Below are 21,564 nucleotides of genomic sequence, written 5' to 3' on the forward strand. Positions count from 1 at the left end.
CCGTCACACCCCCAAGGATAGACGGCAATTGCAAGGACTCAGCTCAATATGGAGATGGTCCCAAGGTATTTCAAGGCGCGCGGCAGATTGTCGCAATCGAGGCTGTCCAACCAATGTAAATCAGCCCAACTGCGCAGCCAGGTGAACTGGCGCTTCGCCAATTGGCGCGTGGCAATGATTCCACGCTCCTGCATCTCGGCTTGCGTCAGCTTGCCATCCAGGTAATCCCAGACTTGTCGGTAGCCTACTGCACGTATAGACGGCATCCCCGAATGCAGGTCACCTCTATCTCGCAGGGCTACGACCTCGTCGATGAATCCCTGTTCCAACATATTCGTGAATCTTTGTTTAATTCGCTCGTGCAATACCTGGCGATTTGCCGGAGCAATGGCCAAGTTCGCGACAGTATAGGGCAATTGTTGCAGTCCAGAGGCGGCTGCTTCAGTACTTTGCGCAGATTGTTGCAACCTTAGTGCAGTCATGCTCTGGCCGCTGACGCGATAAACTTCCAGCGCTCGACTCAGTCGCTGCGGATCGTTCGGATGAATACGCGCCGCAGATTGCGGATCGATGACTGCCAATTGATCGTGCAGGGCTTGCCAGCCAAGGCGTGCGGCCTCTTCTTCGATCTGTGCGCGAATGGCCGGGTCAGCCGCCGGCATGTCTGCCAGACCTTCAACCAAAGCCTTGTAATAGAGCATTGTGCCGCCCACCAGCAGCGGGATTTTGCCCCGCGCGGTGATCTCGGCCATGGCTTGGAGGGCATCACGACGGAAATCGGCGGCCGAATAACTCTCTGCCGGATCAAGAATATCGATCAAACGGTGTGGAAATTCAGCCAAAAGCTCTTTTGAAGGCTTGGCGGTGCCGATGTCCATGCCACGGTAGACCAGCGCCGAATCGACGCTGATCAGCTCACACGGCAAGACTTTGGTGAGTTCGATGGCCAGGTCGGTCTTGCCGGCGGCGGTCGGGCCCATCAGGAAAATCGCAGGAGGGAGCTGGTTCATCAACGACCGCGCAGGAACAGTTTGTCCAGATCGTCCAGGCCCAGTTGGGTCCAGGTCGGTCGGCCATGGTTGCATTGACCGCTGCGTTCAGTGTTTTCCATATCGCGCAGCAGACCGTTCATTTCCGGGATCGCCAGACGCCGATTCGCCCGAATCGCACCGTGGCAGGCCATGGTGCCGAGCAGTTCGTTCAGGTGCGCCTGAATCCGGTCGCTGGTGCCGTATTCCATCAAGTCCGCCAGAACGTCACTGACCAATCGATTGGCTTCAGCTTGTTTGAGCAAGGCCGGAATCTGCCGGATCGCCAGGGATTCCGGCCCCAGACGCTGCAATTCAAAGCCCAGGCGCTGGAACCACGCGACGTGTTCTTCGGCGCAATCGGCTTCACGCTGACTGACCGCCAGCGACTCCGGCACCAGCAGCGGCTGACCGCTCAGGCCTTCGCTGGCCATGGCGATTTTCAGGCGCTCGTACATGATCCGCTCATGAGCCGCGTGCATGTCCACCAGCACCAGGCCCTGGGCGTTTTCCGAAAGAATATAAATGCCTTTGAGCTGCGCCAATGCATAACCCAGCGGCGGAACATCGTCCTGCCCGGCCGGCAGCGCTACCGCGTTGGCTTCTGGCAACGGTGCAAAAAACTCGCGATACGCTGCCTGGGCCTCAGCAACCGGCACACCGGATTGAGGCCGCGGCGAGTACTGATATTGATAACCGGCACCCGCGCCCGAGCCGGCCGGCGTATTGAACGACGGCTGGGCTTGAGGCTGTTCCAGCAAGGCATTGGCCGCCAGACGCATTTCGCCCTGTGGACCGAATTCGCCAGCATCAATGCCGGTAGGTCGAACGATCGCGGTCGCGACAGGCGCGGCCAGATGGTCTTCCGGCCGCACATCGCCCAAGGCGCGGTGCAGGGTGCCGTAGAGGAAATCGTGAACCATGCGTCCGTCACGGAAGCGCACTTCGTGCTTGGTCGGGTGCACGTTGACGTCAACGCCCGCCGGATCGACTTCGAAAAACAGCACGAACGTCGGGTGCCGACCGTTGAACAACACGTCGCGATAGGCCTGGCGCACCGCGTGGGCCACCAGTTTGTCGCGTACGGCGCGGCCATTTACGAAGAAGTACTGCAAATCCGCCTGGCTGCGGTTGAATGTCGGCAAACCGACCCAGCCCCACAAATGCAGGCCATTGCGCTCTATCTCGATCGGCAGCGCCTGCTCGAGGAAACCCGAACCGCAAATCGCCGCCACACGCCGGGCACGGGCCGCGTCGTCATGGGCTTCATGCAGGCTGAGGATGGTCTTGCCGTTGTGGCGCAGATGGAACGCCACGTCGAACCGCGCTAACGCCAGACGCTTGATCACTTCTTGCAGGTGATCGAATTCAGTTTTTTCGGTTTTGAGAAACTTGCGGCGTGCCGGGGTGTTGAAAAACAAGTCACGCACTTCCACCGAGGTGCCCACCGGATGGGCCGCCGGCTGCACGCGAGGCGCCATGTCCCGGCCTTCGGTTTCGACCTGCCAGGCCTGATCAGCGTCTTTGGTGCGGGATGTCAGGGTCAGGCGCGCCACGGAGCTGATCGACGCGAGTGCCTCACCGCGAAAGCCCAGGCTCATGACCTGTTCGAGGTCTTCCAGATTGCGGATTTTGCTGGTGGCATGTCGCGCCAAAGCCAGCGGCAAGTCATCGGAAGAAATGCCGCTACCATCGTCGCGCACCCGCAGCAGCTTGACGCCGCCCTGCTCCACATCGACATCGATACGCCTGGCGCCGGAGTCGAGGCTGTTTTCCAGCAACTCCTTGATCACCGAAGCCGGGCGCTCAACCACCTCACCGGCGGCAATCTGGTTCGCCAGTCGCGGGCTGAGCAGCTCGATACGAGCCGTGTTGGTCAGCACCTGGTTCATTCTTTGGCCGCCAGCTCAGTGCCAGGGATGGTCAAGTGCTGACCGACCTTGAGCTCATCACTCGACAGCTTGTTGGCGCTGCGCAGCGTGGCCGGAGACACCTGATATCGCACGGCAATCATCGCCAGCGTCTCGCCGGGGTTCACCCGATGGTCACGCGGACCTTGGGCGATCCCACCGGAGTCGCGCAGCCAGGCGATGTAGGTGCCCGGCGGTGGGTTTTGCTGGAAGAACTGGCGCACGCCGCTGCTGATCGAACGCGCCAGCGCTTGCTGGTGGTTCGCTGCGGCAAGCTTGGACGCTTCGTTGGCGTTGGAGATGAACCCGGTTTCCACCAGGATCGAAGGAATGTCCGGCGACTTCAGCACCATGAACCCGGCCTGCTCCACGCGCTGTTTGTGCAACGGCGTGACGCGGCCGATGTTGCTCAGGACTTTCTGGCCGACGTTCAGGCTAGAAGTCAGGGAAGCCGTCATCGACAGGTCAAGCAGCACGCCCGCCAGCATGCGGTCCTTGTCGTCGAGGCTGACGTTGCCGGCACCACCGATCAAGTCGGAACGGTTTTCGCTGTCGGCCAGCCAACGGGCCGTTTCCGAGGTAGCACCGCGATCAGACAGGGCAAACACTGAGGCACCGAAGGCTGCGGCCGAAGGTGCGGCGTCGGCGTGGATCGAAACGAACAGGTCGGCGCCCTTCTTGCGGGCGATTTCGGTACGGCCGCGCAGTGGGATGAAATAGTCGCCGGTGCGGGTCAGTTCGGCGCGGAAGCCTTTCATGCCGTTGACCTGACGCTGCAGTTCACGGGCGATGGCCAGTACCACGTCTTTTTCACGCTGACCGCGAGAGCCGGAGGCACCCGGGTCTTCGCCGCCGTGACCGGCATCGATGACGACAATAATGTCGCGCTTGCCGGCCGGGGCTGGCGGCAGTTTTACCGGAGGCTCCACCGGAGTGACCGGCACCGGGGCTACCGTCGCAACATTGGTCGGCGCCGGAATGGGCGCGGCATCGGCAGCGTTGTCGAACAAGTCGACCACCAGGCGATTGCCGTACTGGGCGTTTGGCGCCAAGGTAAAACTTTTCGGCGTCACGGCTTTTTTCAGGTCGATGACCACCCGCAGGTCGGTCGGGGTACGTTGAGCCGAGCGCATGGCGGTGATCGGAGTGTTCGAGCTGTTGACGTTCAGCGGCGCCCCCAGAGTCGCGCCATTGATGTCGATGACCAGCCGATCCGGGGCGGTCAGGGTAAAGACACTGTGCTGGACAGGCCCGGTCAGGTCGAACACCAGTCGCGTGTTGTCCGGAGCTCGCCACAGGCGAACGCTGTTGACCTTCGTCGCGGCCACAGCATCGACGGTCACCGCCAAAAACAACAATCCTACGGCAGCTACCATCGCGCGAAAGCGCATACCTAACCCCATCATTTAATTGGTTTCCAATGCCAAAGCGGCACACCACGACTCGCCACGCGAGCCCTGGGACAAAATTTTCAGCGAACGCCCGCCATCTTGCGGGCTAATGGTAATGGTCAGGTCGGGCTTTGGCAAAAAGCCTGCACCTTTTTCGGGCCACTCGATCAGGCACAACGCGTCGTCTTCGAAGTAGTCGCGGATGCCGAGGTACTCCAGCTCCTCAGGGTCGACCAAGCGATAGAGGTCGAAATGGAAGGCCCGGATGTCACCAATCTCGTAGGGTTCGACCAAGGTAAACGTAGGGCTTTTTACCGACCCTTGATGCCCCAGCCCCCTGATGATGCCCCGGGACAGCGTGGTTTTCCCCGCGCCCAGATCGCCCTCGAGAAAAATCAGACCGTGCCCTTCAGTGGTTTGTGCGATGCGTGCGCCAAACGCGGTCATCGCCTCTTCATCAGCCAGGTACAGGGTTACTTCAGACACGGGGTTTGCTCCTCCAACAACTGACGAATGGCTGGAATCAGATCACTGGCCGCCAGCCCACGGCCCGATTTACCTTCTTGCGCGCCAGCATTGGCGTGCAGCCAGACGGCCAGGCAGGCGGCGTCGAACGCTGCCATGCCTTGCGCCAGCAACGCGCCAACCAGACCGGCCAGCACATCACCCAAACCGGCGGTGGCCATGGCCGGATGGCCCTGATGACACAACGCCAGTCGCCCATCGGGACTGGCGATCAAGCTGCCGGCGCCTTTGAGCACCACGACAGCTGTATATTTTTTGCTCAATGCGTGAGCCGCCGCAGGACGATCGGCCTGCACTTGGGCAGTACTCATCCCCAACAAGCGCGCCGCCTCGCCCGGATGTGGGGTGATCACACAATCCCTGGGCAAGCTCACGTGCTCTGTGGCAAGCAGATTCAATGCATCGGCGTCCCAGACTTGCGGCAGCGGCGCATTGGCAGCCGCCGACAAAAGGCTGCGCCCCCAGGAAGCCTGACCCAAGCCTGGGCCGACCACCAGCACGGAAACCTTTTGCAGCAGTTCCATCAGCTGATTGGCCGACGAAGTGCCCAACACCATGGCTTCAGGAATTCTCGCCAGCGCGGCCGGAACATGCTCACTGCGCGTCGCCACAGACACCATGCCTGCACCGCTGCGCAGGGCACTTTGCGCGCTCAGCAGGATGGCGCCACCAAAGCCGCGATCACCGCCGATCAGCAGGACGTGGCCGAATTTGCCTTTATGGGAGGTTGGAGCACGGCCCGCCAGACGCGGCAAGGAACTGGCTGTCAGGCGACATGCACTGATGGCGACTCCGTTAAACGACTCGGGGGAGGCTTGCAGATCGTTGAATACCAACTCGCCGACCACGTCCGCAGCATCGCCGGTGAACAGACCCAGTTTCAGGCCAATGAACGTCACCGTCAGGTCCGCCCGCACCGCCGCGCCGAGTATTCGGCCGGTATCAGCGCTCAACCCCGAAGGGATATCCACCGCCGCAACCGGCAACCCGCTGCCGTTGATCAGCGCGATGGCGCCCGCGTAGGGCTCTCGCACCTCTCCTGTCAGACCGGTGCCGAGCAAGGCATCCAGTACGACACCGCGCAACTCTGACTGCGCACTGAAAGCTTGAACCACGACACCTTCGGACACAGCCTCAGCATGGGCTAATGCCGCATCACCCTGTAAACGCTTGGGATCACCGACTGCCAATACCCGCACATGCCAGCCGGCACGTCGGGCCAGCACGGCCACCAGATAACCGTCGCCGGCGTTGTTGCCGTGGCCAGCCACAACACTTAGTTCATTCGCCGACGGCCAGTGGCGGACCAGTGCACGCCAGGTCGCTCGCGCCGCGCGCTGCATCAATTCGAAGCCCGGCGTGCCGGCCGCGATCAGGCTCGCATCGAGGGCTCGCACTTGCGCGACGCTATACAGCGCGTCGGGTAAATCATCTTTAGTGTGCGGCATGCGTCTTCGGGCTCCGATGTCTGGCAGAATTATACGCACCTCAGCTCCGGTTTCTCTCGCCTCATGCCCGCAATTACCACAGACCTGCCCGCCCTCGCCCAATCCATCAAGGACTGGGGCCGCGAGCTGGGCTTTCAGCAAGTCGGCATCAGCGGCCTCGACCTGGCCGAGCATGAGCAGCACCTGGAGCGCTGGCTCGCGGCCGGTTACCACGGCGAAATGGACTACATGGGCGCCCACGGCAGCAAACGCTCACACCCGGAAGAGCTGGTGCCCGGCACACTTCGGGTGGTTTCCCTGCGCATGGACTACCTGCCGGGCGACACCGAAATGGCCAAACGTCTGGCACAACCGGAAAAAGCCTACGTCTCGCGTTATGCCTTGGGCCGCGATTACCACAAATTGATCCGTAAACGCGTGCAACAACTGGCCGATAAAATTCAGGCCGAAATCGGCCCGTTTGGTTTCCGCGCCTTCGTCGACAGCGCACCGGTGCTGGAAAAAGCCATCGCGGAACAGGCCGGTCTTGGATGGATCGGCAAAAACACCCTGGTCTTGAATCGAAAGGCCGGCAGTTACTTCTTTCTCAGCGAACTGTTTGTCGACCTGCCGCTGCCGGTTGACCCGCCGCACAGCACCGAACATTGCGGCCGTTGCACGGCGTGCCTCGACATCTGCCCGACCAATGCCTTCGTCGGCCCCTACGTGCTGGATGCCCGACGCTGTATTTCCTACCTGACCATCGAACTGAAAAGCGCGATCCCGGAAGATTTGCGGCCACTGATCGGCAATCGGGTATTTGGCTGTGATGACTGCCAGATCGTCTGCCCGTGGAACCGCTTCGCCCGTCCGTCCGGCGAAAGCGACTTCAAGCCACGGCACAATCTGGACAACGCGGAGTTGGCAGAGCTGTTCATGTGGGATGAAGAGAAGTTTCTCAGCAGCACCGAAGGTTCGCCGCTGCGGCGGGCGGGTTATGAGCGCTGGCTGCGAAACCTGGCGGTTGGCCTGGGCAATGCCCCGTCGAGCATTCCGGTGCTGGAAGCGTTGAAGGCGCGCAAGGATTACCCGTCGGAGTTGGTGCGAGAGCATGTCGAGTGGGCGCTCAAGCAACACGCCAAACGTCAGGCTTCGTCGTTATAAACGAACTTCGGCATTTCCCAATGAAACCGGATCGCCAGCAAGCGCAGCAGGAAACCGCCAAACAGGGTGATCAAAATCGCCTGTTCCCCCGGCAATTGCAGGTAAATGCACAGCATGTAGCACCACGCCGCGGCGAACGAGACGCTGGCGTAGAGTTCGCGGCGGAAGATCAGCGGGATGTCGTTGCAGAAGATGTCGCGCAGGATGCCGCCGAACACCCCGGTGATTACGCCGCTGACCGAGGCCACCAACATACCGTGACCCATTTCCAGCGCGGTCATGCAGCCGATCAGGGTGAATGCCACCAGGCCCACGGCGTCGAGCACCAGAAACAGCGAGCGCAGGTGGCGCATCCAGCGTGCGGCGAAGACCGTGAACATCGCTGCCACCGAGGTCAGCACCAGATATTCCGGGTGTTTGACCCACGTCAGCGGGTAGTGGCCGAGCAGCACGTCACGCACCGAACCGCCGCCCAATGCCGTGACACAGGCGATCAGCACCACGCCAAACCAGTCCATCCCGCGACGACCGGCAGACAGGGCACCGGTCATGGCTTCGGCGGTAATGGCAATCAGGTAAAGCATCAGCAACATGGTGGCGGTCCTTGCAAGAAGGCGCGCAGTCTAGCCATTTAGTCCCGGCACCAAAAGGGGGCAAAACAGACACTGATACCTGTGGCGAGGGGATTTATCCCCGTTGGAGTGCGAAGCACTCCCCTGCATTGGCAACGCATTCGCAGGTTTACGACTGCTTCGCAGCCGAACGGGGCGGTGCGACGTTTCGATAAATCCCCTCGCCACAATGGCCCGCGAGCACCCAATCAGAACTTGATGAAATGCTTGCGATAGTGCTGCAGCTCGGCGATCGATTCGCGAATGTCGTCCAGGGCCAGGTGAGTGCTGCCCTTTTTGAAGCTGTCGCGCACGTCCGGCGCCCAGCGTGCGGCCAACTCTTTCAGAGTCGACACGTCGAGGTTGCGGTAGTGGAAGAAGCTTTCCAGGGATTTCATGTGCGTATAAAGGAAGCGACGATCCTGGCAGATGCTGTTGCCACAGATCGGTGATTTGCCCTTCGGCACCCATTTCTCCAGGAAAGCGATGGTTTCGGCTTCGGCTTCGGCCATGCTGATGCGGCTGTCGCGAACGCGCTGGGTCAGCCCGGAGCCGCCGTGTTGACGGGTATTCCACTCGTCCATGCCAGCGAGAATTTCGTCGCTGTGGTGGATGGCGATCACCGGACCTTCGGCCAAGGTGTTCAGGTCACTGTCGGTGACGATGGTGGCCATCTCGATGATGACGTCGGTATCAGGGTTCAGACCGGTCATTTCCAGGTCGATCCAGATCAGATTCTGCGGGTTTTGCATGTGTCGGCTCCTAGGCAATGCTGCGCAGTTTAGCCTAGGGCGGCGGCCGGGCGTGCTAAACTCGCGGCCGTTTTACCTAATCGCTGCATTCTTGATACGGAACACCCATGGCCAAACGCCAACTCAATCGTCGTCAAAACTGGCGCATCGAAAAGATTCAGGGCGAACGCGCTGCCCGCGCCGCCAAACGCGAGTCCTCGGCTGTCGAGGCACTTGAGGGTGGCGATCTGGGTCCGGAACAGACGGGCCTGGTGATCGCGCACTTCGGTGTGCAGGTCGAAGTCGAAGCCCTCGATGGCGATCTGGCCGGCCAAGTGTTCCGCTGTCACTTGCGCGCCAACCTGCCGGCGCTGGTGACCGGCGATCAGGTGGTCTGGCGTGCCGGCAACCAGGGCATCGGTGTGATCGTGGCGCAACTGCCGCGTAAAACCGAACTCTGCCGTCCGGACAGCCGTGGCCAGCTCAAGCCTGTAGCGGCCAACGTCGACATGATCGTCATCGTCTTCGCGCCGCTGCCCGAGCCCCATGCCAACCTGATCGACCGTTATCTGGTTGCCGCTGAGCACGCCGGTATCCGTCCACTGCTGCTGCTCAACAAGTTCGACCTGATCGACGAGCAGAACGCCCCGGCGTTGAATGCCTTGCTGGCGGTTTACCGCACGCTGGGTTATCCGGTGTTGGAGGTTTCGGCGCACCACGGCAATGGCATGGAGCAATTGCAGGCACAACTGGACGGGCACATCAGCGTGTTCGTCGGCCAGTCCGGCGTCGGCAAATCGTCGTTGGTCAACACCCTGTTGCCTGAAGTCGAAGCCCGTGTCGGCCCGCTGTCCGAGTTGTCCGGCCAGGGCACTCACACCACCACGACCGCGCGGTTGTTCCACTTCCCCGGCGGCGGTGAGTTGATCGACTCCCCGGGTATCCGCGAATTCGGCCTGGGCCACGTCAGCCGTGCCGACGTCGAAGCCGGTTTCATCGAGTTCAACGACTTGATCGGCACCTGCCGCTTCCGCGATTGCAAGCACGACCGCGAGCCGGGTTGCGCTCTGCTCAAGGCCCTGGAAGAAGGCCGCGTGCAGCAGCAACGGATGAACAGCTATCGCTCGATCATCGCCAGTTTGCCCGAAACCAGTTACTAGACCACCACAAAACCTGTGGGGGCGAGCTTGCTCGCGAAAGCGGTAGGTCAGTCAACATTGATGTTGAATCTGCTGACCCCTTCGCGAGCAAGCCCGCTCCCACAGGGTTTCAGTGATCCACAAAAAAGCCGCGATTATCTCGCGGCTTTTTTGGTTTCAGGGTCCTGCTTTTTCCAGCTTCCAGCCCAGGGCGTCCAAGGCGTCACAGCCATCCTGAATCAACAGGTGCGCGGCATTGGCGAAATGCTCCAGATCATGACCTTCGGCGTCTTTGACACACAGGCAGGTGACGCTGTTGAGCAGATTACGCGCGGCTTTGAGTCGGTGGACGGCGGTTTCGAGGAGATCGGAAGCGCGGGCTTCGGTGTCGATGTACAGCGTCGGGGCGACGCTGAAGTTGCCTTGGAGCGGGTGATACTTAGCCATGGGTCAAAACTCCGGATAATTTCGAGAGATTTCATCTGTGGTTCGACCGGCTAAGATCGGTCACCGTGTTGGCAGCAACGGCGGAACTATAGTCAGATGTTTGTACGACTGAGAACCCCGGCACGAAATTTCAGATCGTTCCTACAACCACCACCAACGCACAAACAACAGGCACAAAAAAGCCGACATCACTGTCGGCTTTTTCATGGGTCACTGCTTCGGCGGCTCACCCGGTTTCGGTGCCGGATCTTCGAACAGATTCAACCGCTCCCGAAGCTCATGCGCCGGCAACGGCTCTTTATCCGCCGGCAACGCATTCGGGTCGGCTGGCGTGGCGGGCACTTCGCCCGGGCCGCCCTGCCCTTGCGTCGGCGTTGTTTCTGGAGCCGGCTCCGCACCTTGCGAACCTTCGATGGCACGCTGGGCTTTCTTGGTCAGCACCACGATGTCGATACGGCGATTGATCGGATTGAACGGGTGCTCGCGATCGAACAGTGCCGACGAGGCATAACCGACGATCCGCGCCACCTGTGCATCCGGATAGCTGCCGGCGACCAGCGCACGACGTGCCGCGTTGGCACGGTTGGCCGAAAGTTCCCAGTTACCAAAGTCACCGGTGCCCGTGTACGGCTTGGCATCAGTGTGGCCGCTGATACTGATCTTGTTCGGCACCGCTTTAATGGTGTCGGCCATGGCCAGCAGGATGTCTTCGAAGTACGGCTTCAGGCGAGCTGAGCCTGAATCGAACATCGGCCGGTTTTCGGCGTCCACGATCTGGATGCGCAAACCGTCCGGCGTGATTTCGAAACTGATCTGGTCTTTGAATTTCTTCAGCTGCGGGTTCTCTTCGACCTTGGTCTGCAGTTCTTGCAGCAACAGCTCCAGGCGCTCCTTCTCGACCTGTTCGGCCATGCCTTCGACCTGCTCAGTGTCGATGGTCACCTTGTCTGGCTGCGGCTGAGATTTCACCTCGGGGTTGAGGGTGTTCTCCGGCGCCAGGGTCGGTGTGCCGCCCAGGTCGATGATGTACGGCGTGCCGCTTTCGGAAAAGCCGACCGGGTCCTTGAAGTAACCGGCGATGGCGATTTTCTGTTCAGGCGTTGCGGTGGACAGCAGCCACAGCACCAGGAAGAACGCCATCATCGCCGTTGCAAAGTCAGCGAAGGCGATTTTCCAGGCGCCCCCGTGATGACCGCCGGCGATGCGCTTGACGCGCTTGATGATTATCGGCTGGTTATTTTCCATGATCTAAGTGCTCTGTCTCACAAATACTGTTCCTTTTTGGCGGTGCCTGTTGTCGCCATACGGCGTTGCCGCTCCTCGCCATAGCGGGCTATGACTCGTCGCGGCGCCTTGTCTGGCAACAACAGTCACTCGCCAAAAAAGGAACGTACTTGCGAAACAGAGCACTAGCGACCGCGAACCGCTTGTTCCAGCTCAGCGAAGCTAGGACGGTGCGCCGGGTACAGAACCTTGCGACCGAACTCTACCGCCAGCGATGGCGGCATACCGGAAGCCGAAGCAACCAGCGAGGCCTTGATGGCTTCGTAGACGTTGAGTTCTTCCTTGGCATCGTGGGCCAGGGAGTGGGCCAGCGGGCCGAAGAAACCGTACGCCGCGAGAATACCGAAGAAGGTACCGACGAGGGCCGCACCGACGTGCAGGCCGATGGATTTCTGATCGCCCTCACCCAGCGAAGCCATGGTCACCACGATACCGAGTACCGCCGCGACGATACCGAAACCGGGCATGGCGTCGGCAATACCGTTCACCGCGTGGGACGGATGCTCGAGGTCTTCCTTGAGGCTGTAAAGCTCCATGTCGAACAGGCCTTCAAGCTCATGGGGCGCCATGTTGCCGGAGGACATGATGCGCAGGTAATCGCAGATGAATGCGGTCATGCGTTCGTCTTTGAGCACGGCCGGATACTTGGCGAAGATCGGGCTCGCAGCAGCGTCTTCGATGTCGCCTTCGATGGCCATCATGCCTTCGCGGCGGCTCTTGTTGAGGATCTCGTAGATCAGGCCCAGCACTTCCAGATAGAACGTATGGCTGAAACGCGAAGTGAACATGCCCAGGGATTTCTTGAGCACGTGCATGGTCATGTAACTGGGGTTGGCCTGGAGGAATGCGCCGAGGGCCGCACCACCAATAATCAACACCTCGAAGGGCTGAATCAGGGCGGCAATTTTGCCGTGGGAGAGCACGTATCCGCCGAGCACGCTCGCGAATACGACGATGATGCCGATTATTTTAGCCATAGGTAGGAGAGCACTTACTGAGTCGGGTTCAAGGTCATATTCGGAAGTTAAAAAATCTCTTCTTCTACTTATCGGCAAAACTGCGCCAGACTATAGCCAGTTCAGGCGAAAAGCCAATTTGGCCCGCTCCGGGCATAGGTAATGCAGACGGTGATCGCGTCCAGACATGGCTAACGAAACGAACGTTCCAATTCCAAAACCGACCACTCTTGAAGGCTGGGTCAAGCTTCTCGATGGCGTGCGCCTGCCGGTTCCGCAAGCCAGTCATGACCGTGTCTGCAAGGCCATCGCCAACAATCGCAGCTCCCTGCGCGATATCGCCGAACTGATACAGGACAGCCCGGCGCTGGCCTTGAGCGTGATTCGCGAAGCCAATCGCCACACCCATGGCAGCATGACCGAACCTGCGGAAAACCTTGAGGTGGCGATCAATCGCCTCGGTTTGAAACGCACCGAAGAACTGCTCGCCCGGTTGCCTGCCCTGCCGCAATCGGAGATCCCGATTGCCCTGCGTCAGCTGCAGCTGATCAGCCAGCACGCGACCCAACAGGCCAACGGTTTTTTCGCCAGTCGCCTGGCGCGGCTGTGGCAGGACATCCACTGGGGCAGCCTGCTGTTTCTCTCGCCGCTGTGGCCGATGGCATTGACTCATCCGCAGTTGCTCGAAGAGTGGGAACTGCGGGTCATGCACAAAGGCGAGTCGGCGCACAACGTTGAAAAGCAATTGTTCGGCACGCGCCTGCTGGAAATCTGCCTGGCGCTCGTGGACATCTGGCGCCTGCCGATCTGGGTGCAGCAGGGTTATCGGCTGCTGCTCAACGAGCAGCGTGAGCTGGTGAAAGTGCTGCGCATCGCGCGCGACAGCGATCATCCATTGCGCCAGCAGAACCGCCTCGATGACGACCCGACCCTGCGCCGCTGGCTCAATCAGCCGGCCAATACGGTGCTGCTGGCCAACGGTCTAGCGCTGTCGGCGCAGCAGTCCTGGAACAGTCCGCACAGTGAACGCTGGCAGTACCTGACCAGCCTTTACCTGCAAATGCCGATGGACGAAGTGCAGCAGCAGTTGCACCAACAGGCCGCCAACAGCGCCCGCCATCACGCCATGCCAGACCTTTGGCACCCCGCCGTTTCGCTGATCTGGCCGTGGGGCATGAACCGCGTGCACGCAGGCTTGCTGCCGGCCCCGGCGCCGACCGCCGAAGACCTGGCGAAATGGCGCAGACAATGCGCCGAGTTGCTGGTCGAGCCCAGCCGCTTCACCAATGCCATGCACTTGACCACGTCTGCCCGGGACGCTTTGGTCGCGTGCGGCATGCGTCGGGTGATGATCCTGATGGCCGACCGCACCCACGCCAATCTGCGGGTGCACCAGACGGCCGGGCTGCCAAAGGAAGCGGCCGGCCTGAATTTTGTCGTCAGCCAAAGCACCGTGCTGCAACGCCTGCTCTCGCAACAAGCCCAGGTGCGCCTGACGCCGGCCAACAACGCACAATTCTCGGCCATGCTGCCGGCCAGCCTGCGCTCGCAGTTCGACGGCGAACACCTGCTGCTACGCTCACTGGTCAATAACGGCCGGGTGATCATGATTGTGGTGGCGGATCAGGGCGGCGGACCGTTCTCTGAAATCACCGTACAAGCCTTCGGCAAAACCGCGCAGTGCATCGAAAAGGCACTGTACAGCTTTAGTCACCGCGGCCAATGACGCTGCTATACAATCCTCCCCTTTGTGCTCTGGAGACCTCACATGTCTGACTTCTCTGGCTTGCCGCTGGTGATCGAGCCGAGCGACTTGCTCCCCCGTCTCGACGCCCGCGATCTGATTCTGGTGGACCTGACCAGCAGCGCCCGCTATGCCGAAGGGCATATCCCCGGTGCGCGTTTTGTCGATCCGAAACGCACGCAACTCGGTCACGCGCCTGCGCCGGGACTGATGCCGCCGCAAGCGGCGCTCGAAGCGTTGTTCGGTGAGCTGGGACACAACCCTGATGCGGTCTACGTCGTCTATGACGACGAAGGCGGCGGTTGGGCCGGGCGCTTTATCTGGCTGCTGGATGTCATCGGCCACAGCAAGTACCACTATGTCGACGGCGGCCTGAAGGCCTGGCTGGCAGAAGGCTTGCCCATGTCGATCCAGATCCCGGCTCCGGTCGGCGGCCCGGTTGCGTTGACCCTGCACGACGAACCCACTGCCACCCGCGAATACCTGCAAAGCCGTCTCGGTGCCGCCGACCTGGCGATCTGGGATGCACGCGGACCGCTGGAATACTCCGGTGAGAAAGTCCTGGCAGCCAAGGGCGGGCACATTCCCGGCGCGGTCAATTTCGAATGGACCGCGGGCATGGATCAGGCGCGCAACCTGCGCATCCGCACCGACATGCCGCAGATCCTGGAAAAACTCGGGATCAGCAAAGACAAAGAAGTGATTACCCACTGCCAGACTCACCATCGTTCTGGCTTCACCTATCTGGTGGCCAAATCCCTCGGTTATCCGCGGGTCAAAGGCTACGCCGGTTCCTGGGGCGAATGGGGCAACCATCCCGATACGCCCGTAGAGCTTTAAGGTTTTTAAGGACAGTTAATGAATAAGCGTTTGTTTATCCTCAGCCAATACCTGCTGCCCCATCACTTGCTGTCGCGCCTGGCCGGCTGCATTGCCGAATGCCGCGTGCGCTGGTTCAAGAACGCCTTCACCGCCTGGTTCGCCAAGCGTTATCAGGTGGACATGTCCCAGGCGCTGGTCGAAGACCTGACTGCCTACGAACACTTCAACGCATTCTTCACCCGCGCCTTGAAGGACGGCGCTCGCCCGCTGGACGAGACGCCTGGCGCGATCCTCAGCCCGGCCGACGGTGCGGTCAGCCAACTCGGCCCGATCGAACACGGTCGCGTGTTCCAGGCCAAGGGCCACAGCTTCAGCGTGCTGGAATTGCTGGGCGGCGACGCTGCCAACGCAGCGCCGTTCATGGGCGGCGATTTCGCGACTATTTATCTGTCGCCGAAGGACTACCACCGCGTGCACATGCCGTTGGCCGGCACCTTGCGCGAGATGGTCTACATCCCGGGCCGGATCTTCTCGGTCAACCAGACCACCGCCGAAAACGTTCCGGAACTGTTCGCCCGTAACGAGCGTGTGGCGTGCATTTTCGACACCGAGCGCGGGCCGATGGCCGTGGTGCTGGTGGGCGCAATGATCGTTGCGTCGATCGAAACCGTCTGGGCCGGGCTGGTCACGCCGCCGAAACGCGAGCTGAAAACCTTCCGCTACGACGAAGCTGCCCGTGCGCCGATCCATTTGGAGAAAGGTGCAGAACTGGGTCGCTTCAAACTGGGTTCGACCGCTGTCGTGCTGTTCGGGCCTGATCAAGTGAAGTGGGCTGAAGAGCTGGCGGCCGGTTCGCCGGTGCAGATGGGCCAGGGCATGGGCCTGGCAAAAGCCTGATCCCTGATCCGAACCCCGCGAACGTCTTCGCGGGGTCGGACATTTCGGTGGTGCCGTTACTCTATCTGTCCACGGAAGCCGATCGGCCCTTCGTTAGCGTAGGTATTGGTGCCACTGAGGTTTTTCCCTCCATCACTGGAGGTCACGCTCAACGCCACAACGTTCTGATTATCACGGCCGCCGATGACCCATTTGCCACCCGGATGCCATGGAGCGTCGTTGCCGCCCCACTGATTTTCAACGTTGTACTGGTTCTGGCCCGTGCGCTGAGCCTTGAAGCCAATGGGACCTTCACCCGCATACGTCATGGTGCCGGTGAAACTCTTGCCGCCATCGCCCGATTTGATCTCGATCGCGACAACGTTCTGGTTGTCCCGCGCGCCTAGCGTCCAGTCTCCGCCCGGATGCCAGGGTGCCGAACTACCGCCCCATTGATTTGCCACTACATATCTAGACATAAACTTCATCTCCTTGAAGTTACAAGAGACCTGCCCTGCGTAGGCAGCAGGCCGTACGACTGTGCGTATCCAGTCGCACGACTGTCAGATTAGTAGTACGCCCGGACGGCATTCGACTGACAGACAAACGGTAAAAATCCATAGCTGCTACAGTCAGGTCATTCACTGCCCATTTACCGGTTGGAGTTTTTTCACGGCATGAATGAGACCAGCCCCCATCTTCTGCTACGCGCGCCCGTTCCGCTGCAGGTGCGCCTGTCGTTCTGTGAAGCCACCCCGCGCGATCTCAAGCGCTGGATCGCCAATCTGCCCAAAGCCAACATCGGCGAAACTGCTCGCCAGCTGTATCAAGGCTTGAGCGAACTCAATCAGCTGTTCACGCCCAGCGACAATCGCCTGCAATTGCTCGAACTGCTGCGGCCTGAGGTGTATTACGTCTGCAAACACCTTGAGCAGCATTTCCTGCATCAATCGATTGTCCTCGACGAGCGTTCCCGCAAGATCGCCAACCTCTGCCAGGCGCTGCAAAGTCACTTGGCCATTGGCTATAAACAGATCGTGGTGCGCATCACACCAAAGTTCAGCAAGGACCGTGCACCGCTGCTGACCCAGGCATTGCAACGGGCGATCCATTGCCTGAACGGGCCGCTGATTCGCGCGACCAAACTCTATTGCCCGGTGCCGGAAGGCTTGTGGCTGGAGTTGCATCAGCTCTACCGGATCGCTTGCACGCACCGGCTCCAGCACACAAACCTGCGCGATGAGCTGGCCAGCCAGACGCAAACCCTGAGCATCGAACAGACGTACGTGGTCGCCTTGCTGCTGGGCGCCTCACGCTGCAACCAACTGCGCCAGCATCAGATTGCCCGGGTGGCCGAGGTGCTGGAGCCCTGGAGCCGATGGATCAAGCTGCAACCGGGCATGCCGGCCACCGGGTTGTTTGCCGTCGCGCAAGACCTCGACACCGGGCCGCGTTACCGCACCAAGTTCCGCGCAGAACAGCAGGAGAGTTTGCTGGGGATCGATCCGCAGCCGTTGGTCGCGGCAATTGAAGCTCATCTGCAAAAAAATGACAGTTCATCGCCACTGCCCGTGCCGGCGGGATTAAGCCTGGACACGTTGCAACACCTTCATGCCGCCTGGGGCCAGACGGCCGAGCGCGGTTTCCAGCGTACCGTGGGCCATGGCACGCTGACCCTGTGCCTGGGCATGAGCGCGCTGCATTTTTATCTGGGTGGGCAACGCTCATTCAGCGACATCCTGAAAAACCCCGGCGCCCGGCCTGCACAGTTTTCGGTGACGCCTGTGTCCGGCCGGGAAAAGGATCAATGGCACCATGCCTTCGACGCTGCACCCCAAGGCAATCCAGACGCTTTATTGCCCTACGAAGAGATCGAATATCCACAACTTCAGAATGACGACAGTCGCGAAGCGTCCGACCGCAATCAGCACTTCCCGACCCATGTCCTGTCGGTGGTCAATCACAGCCCCGGCGGTTACTGCCTGGCCTGGCCTGGCGCAGTGCCGGCCGAGTTGCAGGCCGGTGAGATGGTCGGCATCGAGGATGCTGCCGGTCAGGGTTGGAGCATCGCGGTGGTGCGCTGGATCCGCCAGGTGCGCGGCGGTGGCACGCAGATGGGGATCGAGCAGGTTGCGCCCTGCGCCGAGCCTTGCGGCCTGCAACTGGTGCGTACCCACGATGACCACAGCCAATACCTGCGCGGCCTGTTGCTGCCGCAAATCAGCGCCATCGACGTGCCGGCCACTTTGCTCGCGCCGCGCCTGCCCTTTCAGGAGGGCAACAAGGTCATGATCAATACCCACGGCGAGGAACGCCGGGTCGGGCTGGAGCGGCGGCTGGCGAGCACCAACAGTTTCAATCAGTTCGCCTACCGTCCACTGGAGGTAGCCAGAAACGACAACGCCGCGGTGAGCGGCGCTGAGGAGGATTTTGATTCGTTGTGGAAAACACTTTGAGGGTGAATCTGTAAGACCGCGGCGCGGCCTTCGCGAGCAAGTCGGATCGCCGCACCGCCGCTCCCACAGTGGATCTCTGGAGTTCACAAATTATGTGTTCACAGCAGATCAAGTGTGGGAGCGGGCTTGCTCGCGAAGAGGCCCTTTTAGTAAATACAAGACTTAAAGCTGCCCGTCGCGATCCCGGAAACCCAGCAGATACAGCACGCCATCCAGCCCAAGGGTGGAAATCGCCTGCTTCGCCGACTGCTTGACCAGCGGCTTGGCACGGAACGCCACGCCCAACCCGGCAATCGCCAGCATTGGCAAATCGTTGGCGCCGTCGCCGACCGCAATGGTCTGCTCCAGACGCAAACCTTCCTTGTGCGCCAGTTCCTTCAGCAGATCCGCCTTGCGTTGCGCATCAACAATCGGCTCGACCGCCACGCCAGTCACTTTGCCGTCCACGACTTCCAGTTCATTGGCGAACACGTAGTCGATGCCCAGCTTGGCCTGCAATTGCTTGGCGAAATAGGTAAAGCCGCCCGACAGGATGGCGGTCTTGTAGCCCAGACGCTTAAGTTCGGCGAACAGTGTTTCGGCACCTTCGGTCAACCGCAGGGAGGCGCCGATGGAATCCAGCACGCTGACGTCCAGCCCTTTCAACAAGGCCAGGCGCTCCTTGAAGCTGGCGCGGAAGTCCAATTCGCCGGCCATCGCCCGCTCGGTGATCGCAGACACCTGATCACCGACGCCGGCAGCCTTGGCCAGTTCGTCGATGACTTCGGCTTCGATCAGCGTCGAGTCCATGTCGAACACCGCCAGGCGACGGTTACGACGGAACAGTGAATCTTCCTGGAAGGCGATGTCGACGTTCAGTTCCTGCGCGACGCTGAGGAATTCGGCCCGCAGCGCTTGCGGATCAGCCGCTTCACCACGAACGGAAAACTCGATGCAGCCCTTGCCCTGATCGGCCGGTGTGTCCAGCGGCATGCGCCCGGACAGACGATCGATGTGGTCGATGTTCAGGCCATATTTGGCAGTGATCGAACTCACGGCCTGCAATTGTCCGGCGGTCACTTTGCGGGTCAGCAGGGTCACGATGTGGCGTTTCTTGCCCTGATTGCCAACCCACTGCTGGTAATCCTCTTCGGACACCGGCGTAAAACGCACTTGCTGATCGAGTTTGTAAGCCGTGAACAGGATGTCCTTGAGCACCGACTTGCCTTGTTCGGTGTCAGGAATTTCAACCAGGATGCCAAACGACAGGGTGTCGTGGATCACCGCCTGGCCGATGTCGAGAATGTTCACACCACCCTGGGCCAGAACGCCGGTAATGGCCGCAGTCAGACCCGGACGGTCGACTCCCGTGATGTTTATCAGGACGATTTCGCGCAAGGCGCACCCCCGCAAGTGGAAAAAAACCGCATTCTACCTACATTCAGTGACCATCGGGCACCGTGAGCGCTTTGACGGTCTAGGGCCTGTCGCTATACTGCGCGTCAACTTCACGGACAAAAGAGCCGAGCTCAAGTGAACCGGCCCACGCCAGTAAAAACCGATAACTTCTTTCTGCTGATCTTCCGTGCACTGCGCCACCGCCGTGTACCGATTGCATTGCGCATCGCCAGCCATAACGTGATCCTGGTCGCTCTGGCCCTGGTGATCTATGCCTGCGTGATGGGTTTGCAGTTCAAGCAGGCCATGCACGAGCAGGCGGATGCGCTGGGCGAAAGCCTGACCACCCAGACTGCCACGTCCGCCACGGAGCTGTTGGTGTCCAACGACATCCTCAGCCTCAACGTGCTGCTCAACAACCTGACCAAAAACAAGCTGGTGGCTCACGCTGCCATCTACAGCGTGGATAACCGCATCCTCGCCGAAGCCGGTCAGCGCCCCAAGCACAGCCTGCTGGGCGAAGCCGAAGGCATGTACCAGAGCAAGATCACCTTCCAGGATGTGACCGCCGGGCAACTGCGCATCAGCCTGGACATGGATCAGTTCCAGCAGCCGATGACCATCAGCCTGCAAAGCATGGGCATTTTGAGCGCGATTCTGCTGGCACTGTCCCTGGCCTTGAGCCTGCGCCTGGGGCGGCACATCTCCACGCCGTTGCTGCAATTGCGAGTGTGGCTGCGCCATATCGACGAACACACCCCGGCCACCGAGCGTCAGGATGAGATCGGCGATCTGGCCCGTCAGTTGCACGCCGACTTCGCGCCAGAGCCCGCCGAGCCGGAACCCGCTCCCGAGCCTGAATACGACGAAAGCGACTACGAAGACGCGGACGATAACGAGCCAACCTTCGAAGTGCGCAATTTGCGTGACCCGAGTTTCGATGAAACCAAGCCTGTGGCCGGCCTCAAGCCTGCACCACGGCGCGTTGTCAGCACCGTTGAAGACGATGACGACGATGCATTTGCCGATTTGCGTGACGAATCAGCTGCGACCGCGCCGAAACTGCTAGTCAAACCGCAACTGTCGAACGTGCCGCAACACAGCGCGGTGCTGGCCGTGCAGCTGGGTGCCCAGGATCAGCTGCGTCGCCTGCCCCGCACACGTTTGGAAGAGCTGCTCAAACGCTATCGCGACTGCCTCGATCAGGCCGCCTCGCTCTACCAGAGCGAACTGCACACCCTGAACGATGGCAGCACGCTGATGCTGTTCCACACCGAAGACAGCGGCGACGACTACCTGACCAACGCTATCTGTTGCGGTGAGTTGTTGCGGGCTCTGGGCCATCAATTGCAGATCGAAGTCGCCGACAGCGGCATCACCCTGCAATTGCAATTAGGCCTGACCCTGGGTGACGAGCTGTTCGGCCTGAGCCAGATCGATCTGCTGCTGACCGAATCCGCCCAGGATGCGTTGGCCCTGTCGCAACACAGCCGCAACCTGTTGCTGGTGGAGCGCAAGATCGGTGACGACGCGCTGATCCGCCAGCGCGCACGAATCCGGCCGATTGCCAGCCCGGAAGGCGCTTGTTGCGTAGAGCGGCTGATGGAGCCTTATCCGTCGATGCTGGAGCGGCAACTGGCGCGGATGCACGAACGACGGGCGTAATAGCCCTGTTG

The 21,564-nt window shown here is 60.7% G+C and carries 19 protein-coding genes; 7 read left to right on the top strand and 12 right to left on the bottom strand.

All coding sequences use genetic code 11. From position 1 onward, the window contains the following. Positions 1-38 precede the first annotated feature (38 nt). Genes miaA through PFAS1_RS08575 form a run of 5 tightly spaced genes read right to left on the bottom strand, consistent with a single transcriptional unit; the run spans position 39 to position 6,302 of the window. Positions 39-1,010: a tRNA (adenosine(37)-N6)-dimethylallyltransferase MiaA gene (gene miaA / locus PFAS1_RS08555; RefSeq protein WP_076028858.1), complete on the bottom strand. Its 972-nt coding sequence runs from the start codon at positions 1,008-1,010 to the stop codon at positions 39-41. Then, the gene (gene mutL / locus PFAS1_RS08560; RefSeq protein WP_076028859.1) at positions 1,010-2,920 is read right to left on the bottom strand and encodes a DNA mismatch repair endonuclease MutL; all 1,911 of its coding nucleotides are present in this window, start codon (positions 2,918-2,920) and stop codon (positions 1,010-1,012) included. Before mutL ends, miaA begins: the two co-directional genes overlap by 1 nt. Then, positions 2,917-4,314 (bottom strand): N-acetylmuramoyl-L-alanine amidase, encoded by a 1,398-nt coding sequence (locus PFAS1_RS08565; protein WP_418329257.1) that lies wholly within the window; start codon positions 4,312-4,314, stop codon positions 2,917-2,919. The genes mutL and PFAS1_RS08565 overlap by 4 nt, the downstream gene beginning before the upstream one ends. Positions 4,315-4,344: 30 nt before the next feature. Continuing rightward, positions 4,345-4,815 carry a tRNA (adenosine(37)-N6)-threonylcarbamoyltransferase complex ATPase subunit type 1 TsaE gene (gene tsaE, locus PFAS1_RS08570; protein WP_074873195.1) on the bottom strand — a complete coding sequence of 157 codons (471 nt, stop codon included), beginning with the start codon at positions 4,813-4,815 and terminating at the stop codon, positions 4,345-4,347. Continuing rightward, positions 4,803-6,302 carry a bifunctional ADP-dependent NAD(P)H-hydrate dehydratase/NAD(P)H-hydrate epimerase gene (locus PFAS1_RS08575; RefSeq protein WP_076028861.1) on the bottom strand — a complete coding sequence of 500 codons (1,500 nt, stop codon included), beginning with the start codon at positions 6,300-6,302 and terminating at the stop codon, positions 4,803-4,805. Before PFAS1_RS08575 ends, tsaE begins: the two co-directional genes overlap by 13 nt. 63 nt (positions 6,303-6,365) lie before the next feature. Between PFAS1_RS08575 and queG the strand changes: the two genes are divergently transcribed. Next, on the top strand, positions 6,366-7,445 hold the full coding sequence (gene queG / locus PFAS1_RS08580) for a tRNA epoxyqueuosine(34) reductase QueG (protein WP_076028862.1): 1,080 nt from the start codon (positions 6,366-6,368) through the stop codon (positions 7,443-7,445). Here queG and PFAS1_RS08585 read toward each other — a convergent pair. Together PFAS1_RS08585 and orn are read right to left on the bottom strand one after the other, a co-directional pair. After that, positions 7,427-8,038 (bottom strand): trimeric intracellular cation channel family protein, encoded by a 612-nt coding sequence (locus PFAS1_RS08585; RefSeq protein WP_008153267.1) that lies wholly within the window; start codon positions 8,036-8,038, stop codon positions 7,427-7,429. The genes queG and PFAS1_RS08585 overlap by 19 nt on opposite strands. Before the next feature lie 227 nt (positions 8,039-8,265). Next, positions 8,266-8,808: an oligoribonuclease gene (orn, locus tag PFAS1_RS08590; protein ID WP_008035288.1), complete on the bottom strand. Its 543-nt coding sequence runs from the start codon at positions 8,806-8,808 to the stop codon at positions 8,266-8,268. Positions 8,809-8,915: 107 nt separating this feature from the next. Here orn and rsgA point away from each other — a divergent pair, with 107 nt between their 5' ends. Next, the gene (gene rsgA, locus PFAS1_RS08595; RefSeq protein WP_074873186.1) at positions 8,916-9,947 is read left to right on the top strand and encodes a small ribosomal subunit biogenesis GTPase RsgA; all 1,032 of its coding nucleotides are present in this window, start codon (positions 8,916-8,918) and stop codon (positions 9,945-9,947) included. Between the two features lie 156 nt (positions 9,948-10,103). Here rsgA and PFAS1_RS08600 read toward each other — a convergent pair whose 3' ends face one another. From PFAS1_RS08600 to motA, 3 genes are all read right to left on the bottom strand, one after another. Next, the gene (locus PFAS1_RS08600) at positions 10,104-10,373 is read right to left on the bottom strand and encodes a hypothetical protein (RefSeq protein WP_076028863.1); all 270 of its coding nucleotides are present in this window, start codon (positions 10,371-10,373) and stop codon (positions 10,104-10,106) included. Positions 10,374-10,583: 210 nt separating this feature from the next. Further along, positions 10,584-11,618 (bottom strand): flagellar motor protein MotB, encoded by a 1,035-nt coding sequence (motB, locus tag PFAS1_RS08605; protein WP_076028864.1) that lies wholly within the window; start codon positions 11,616-11,618, stop codon positions 10,584-10,586. A 164-nt stretch (positions 11,619-11,782) separates the two neighbouring features. Continuing rightward, a complete protein-coding gene (gene motA, locus PFAS1_RS08610) occupies positions 11,783-12,634 on the bottom strand; it encodes a flagellar motor stator protein MotA (RefSeq protein ID WP_074873180.1) in 852 nt (283 codons plus the stop codon). A 166-nt stretch (positions 12,635-12,800) separates the two neighbouring features. Here motA and PFAS1_RS08615 point away from each other — a divergent pair, with 166 nt between their 5' ends. From PFAS1_RS08615 to asd, 3 genes are read left to right on the top strand one after another with little or no spacing between them, the layout of a single operon-like run. Next, a complete protein-coding gene (locus tag PFAS1_RS08615; protein WP_076028865.1) occupies positions 12,801-14,339 on the top strand; it encodes an HDOD domain-containing protein in 1,539 nt (512 codons plus the stop codon). Positions 14,340-14,381: 42 nt separating this feature from the next. Beyond that, complete coding sequence (locus PFAS1_RS08620) at positions 14,382-15,197, top strand: rhodanese-like domain-containing protein (protein WP_076028866.1); 816 nt, start codon at positions 14,382-14,384, stop codon at positions 15,195-15,197. An 18-nt stretch (positions 15,198-15,215) separates the two neighbouring features. After that, a complete protein-coding gene (gene asd / locus PFAS1_RS08625) occupies positions 15,216-16,076 on the top strand; it encodes an archaetidylserine decarboxylase (protein ID WP_046045706.1) in 861 nt (286 codons plus the stop codon). 56 nt (positions 16,077-16,132) lie between these two features. Here the strand turns inward: asd and PFAS1_RS08630 are convergent, their stop codons facing one another. Further along, the gene (locus tag PFAS1_RS08630) at positions 16,133-16,534 is read right to left on the bottom strand and encodes a lectin OAA family protein (protein WP_042932429.1); all 402 of its coding nucleotides are present in this window, start codon (positions 16,532-16,534) and stop codon (positions 16,133-16,135) included. Positions 16,535-16,732: 198 nt separating this feature from the next. Here PFAS1_RS08630 and PFAS1_RS08635 point away from each other — a divergent pair, with 198 nt between their 5' ends. Then, positions 16,733-18,511, top strand: a complete 1,779-nt coding sequence (locus PFAS1_RS08635; protein ID WP_076028867.1) for a molecular chaperone — start codon at positions 16,733-16,735, stop codon at positions 18,509-18,511. A 162-nt stretch (positions 18,512-18,673) separates the two neighbouring features. On the opposite strand, the gene serB is transcribed toward PFAS1_RS08635, so the two are convergent. Further along, a complete protein-coding gene (gene serB / locus PFAS1_RS08640) occupies positions 18,674-19,888 on the bottom strand; it encodes a phosphoserine phosphatase SerB (protein WP_008153333.1) in 1,215 nt (404 codons plus the stop codon). A gap of 135 nt (positions 19,889-20,023) precedes the next feature. Here serB and PFAS1_RS08645 point away from each other — a divergent pair, with 135 nt between their 5' ends. Beyond that, entirely contained in the window at positions 20,024-21,553 is a 1,530-nt protein-coding gene (locus PFAS1_RS08645; RefSeq protein WP_076028868.1) for an AhpA/YtjB family protein, read from the top strand. Positions 21,554-21,564 lie beyond the last annotated feature (11 nt).

The sequence above is a fragment of the Pseudomonas frederiksbergensis genome (assembly GCF_001952935.1).
Lineage (GTDB): Bacteria > Pseudomonadota > Gammaproteobacteria > Pseudomonadales > Pseudomonadaceae > Aquipseudomonas > Aquipseudomonas frederiksbergensis.

Coding starts and splice junctions, on each gene's coding strand:
- motA (WP_074873180.1), bottom strand. CDS start 12,634: ATGGCTAAAATAATCGGCATCATCGTCGTATTCGCGAGCGTGCTCGGC.
- asd (WP_046045706.1), top strand. CDS start 15,216: ATGAATAAGCGTTTGTTTATCCTCAGCCAATACCTGCTGCCCCATCAC.
- PFAS1_RS08585 (WP_008153267.1), bottom strand. CDS start 8,038: ATGTTGCTGATGCTTTACCTGATTGCCATTACCGCCGAAGCCATGACC.
- PFAS1_RS08635 (WP_076028867.1), top strand. CDS start 16,733: ATGAATGAGACCAGCCCCCATCTTCTGCTACGCGCGCCCGTTCCGCTG.
- PFAS1_RS08620 (WP_076028866.1), top strand. CDS start 14,382: ATGTCTGACTTCTCTGGCTTGCCGCTGGTGATCGAGCCGAGCGACTTG.
- PFAS1_RS08630 (WP_042932429.1), bottom strand. CDS start 16,534: ATGTCTAGATATGTAGTGGCAAATCAATGGGGCGGTAGTTCGGCACCC.
- PFAS1_RS08575 (WP_076028861.1), bottom strand. CDS start 6,302: ATGCCGCACACTAAAGATGATTTACCCGACGCGCTGTATAGCGTCGCG.
- queG (WP_076028862.1), top strand. CDS start 6,366: ATGCCCGCAATTACCACAGACCTGCCCGCCCTCGCCCAATCCATCAAG.
- PFAS1_RS08600 (WP_076028863.1), bottom strand. CDS start 10,373: ATGGCTAAGTATCACCCGCTCCAAGGCAACTTCAGCGTCGCCCCGACG.
- miaA (WP_076028858.1), bottom strand. CDS start 1,010: ATGAACCAGCTCCCTCCTGCGATTTTCCTGATGGGCCCGACCGCCGCC.
- motB (WP_076028864.1), bottom strand. CDS start 11,618: ATGGAAAATAACCAGCCGATAATCATCAAGCGCGTCAAGCGCATCGCC.
- PFAS1_RS08565 (WP_418329257.1), bottom strand. CDS start 4,314: ATGGTAGCTGCCGTAGGATTGTTGTTTTTGGCGGTGACCGTCGATGCT.
- mutL (WP_076028859.1), bottom strand. CDS start 2,920: ATGAACCAGGTGCTGACCAACACGGCTCGTATCGAGCTGCTCAGCCCG.
- rsgA (WP_074873186.1), top strand. CDS start 8,916: ATGGCCAAACGCCAACTCAATCGTCGTCAAAACTGGCGCATCGAAAAG.
- orn (WP_008035288.1), bottom strand. CDS start 8,808: ATGCAAAACCCGCAGAATCTGATCTGGATCGACCTGGAAATGACCGGT.
- PFAS1_RS08615 (WP_076028865.1), top strand. CDS start 12,801: ATGGCTAACGAAACGAACGTTCCAATTCCAAAACCGACCACTCTTGAA.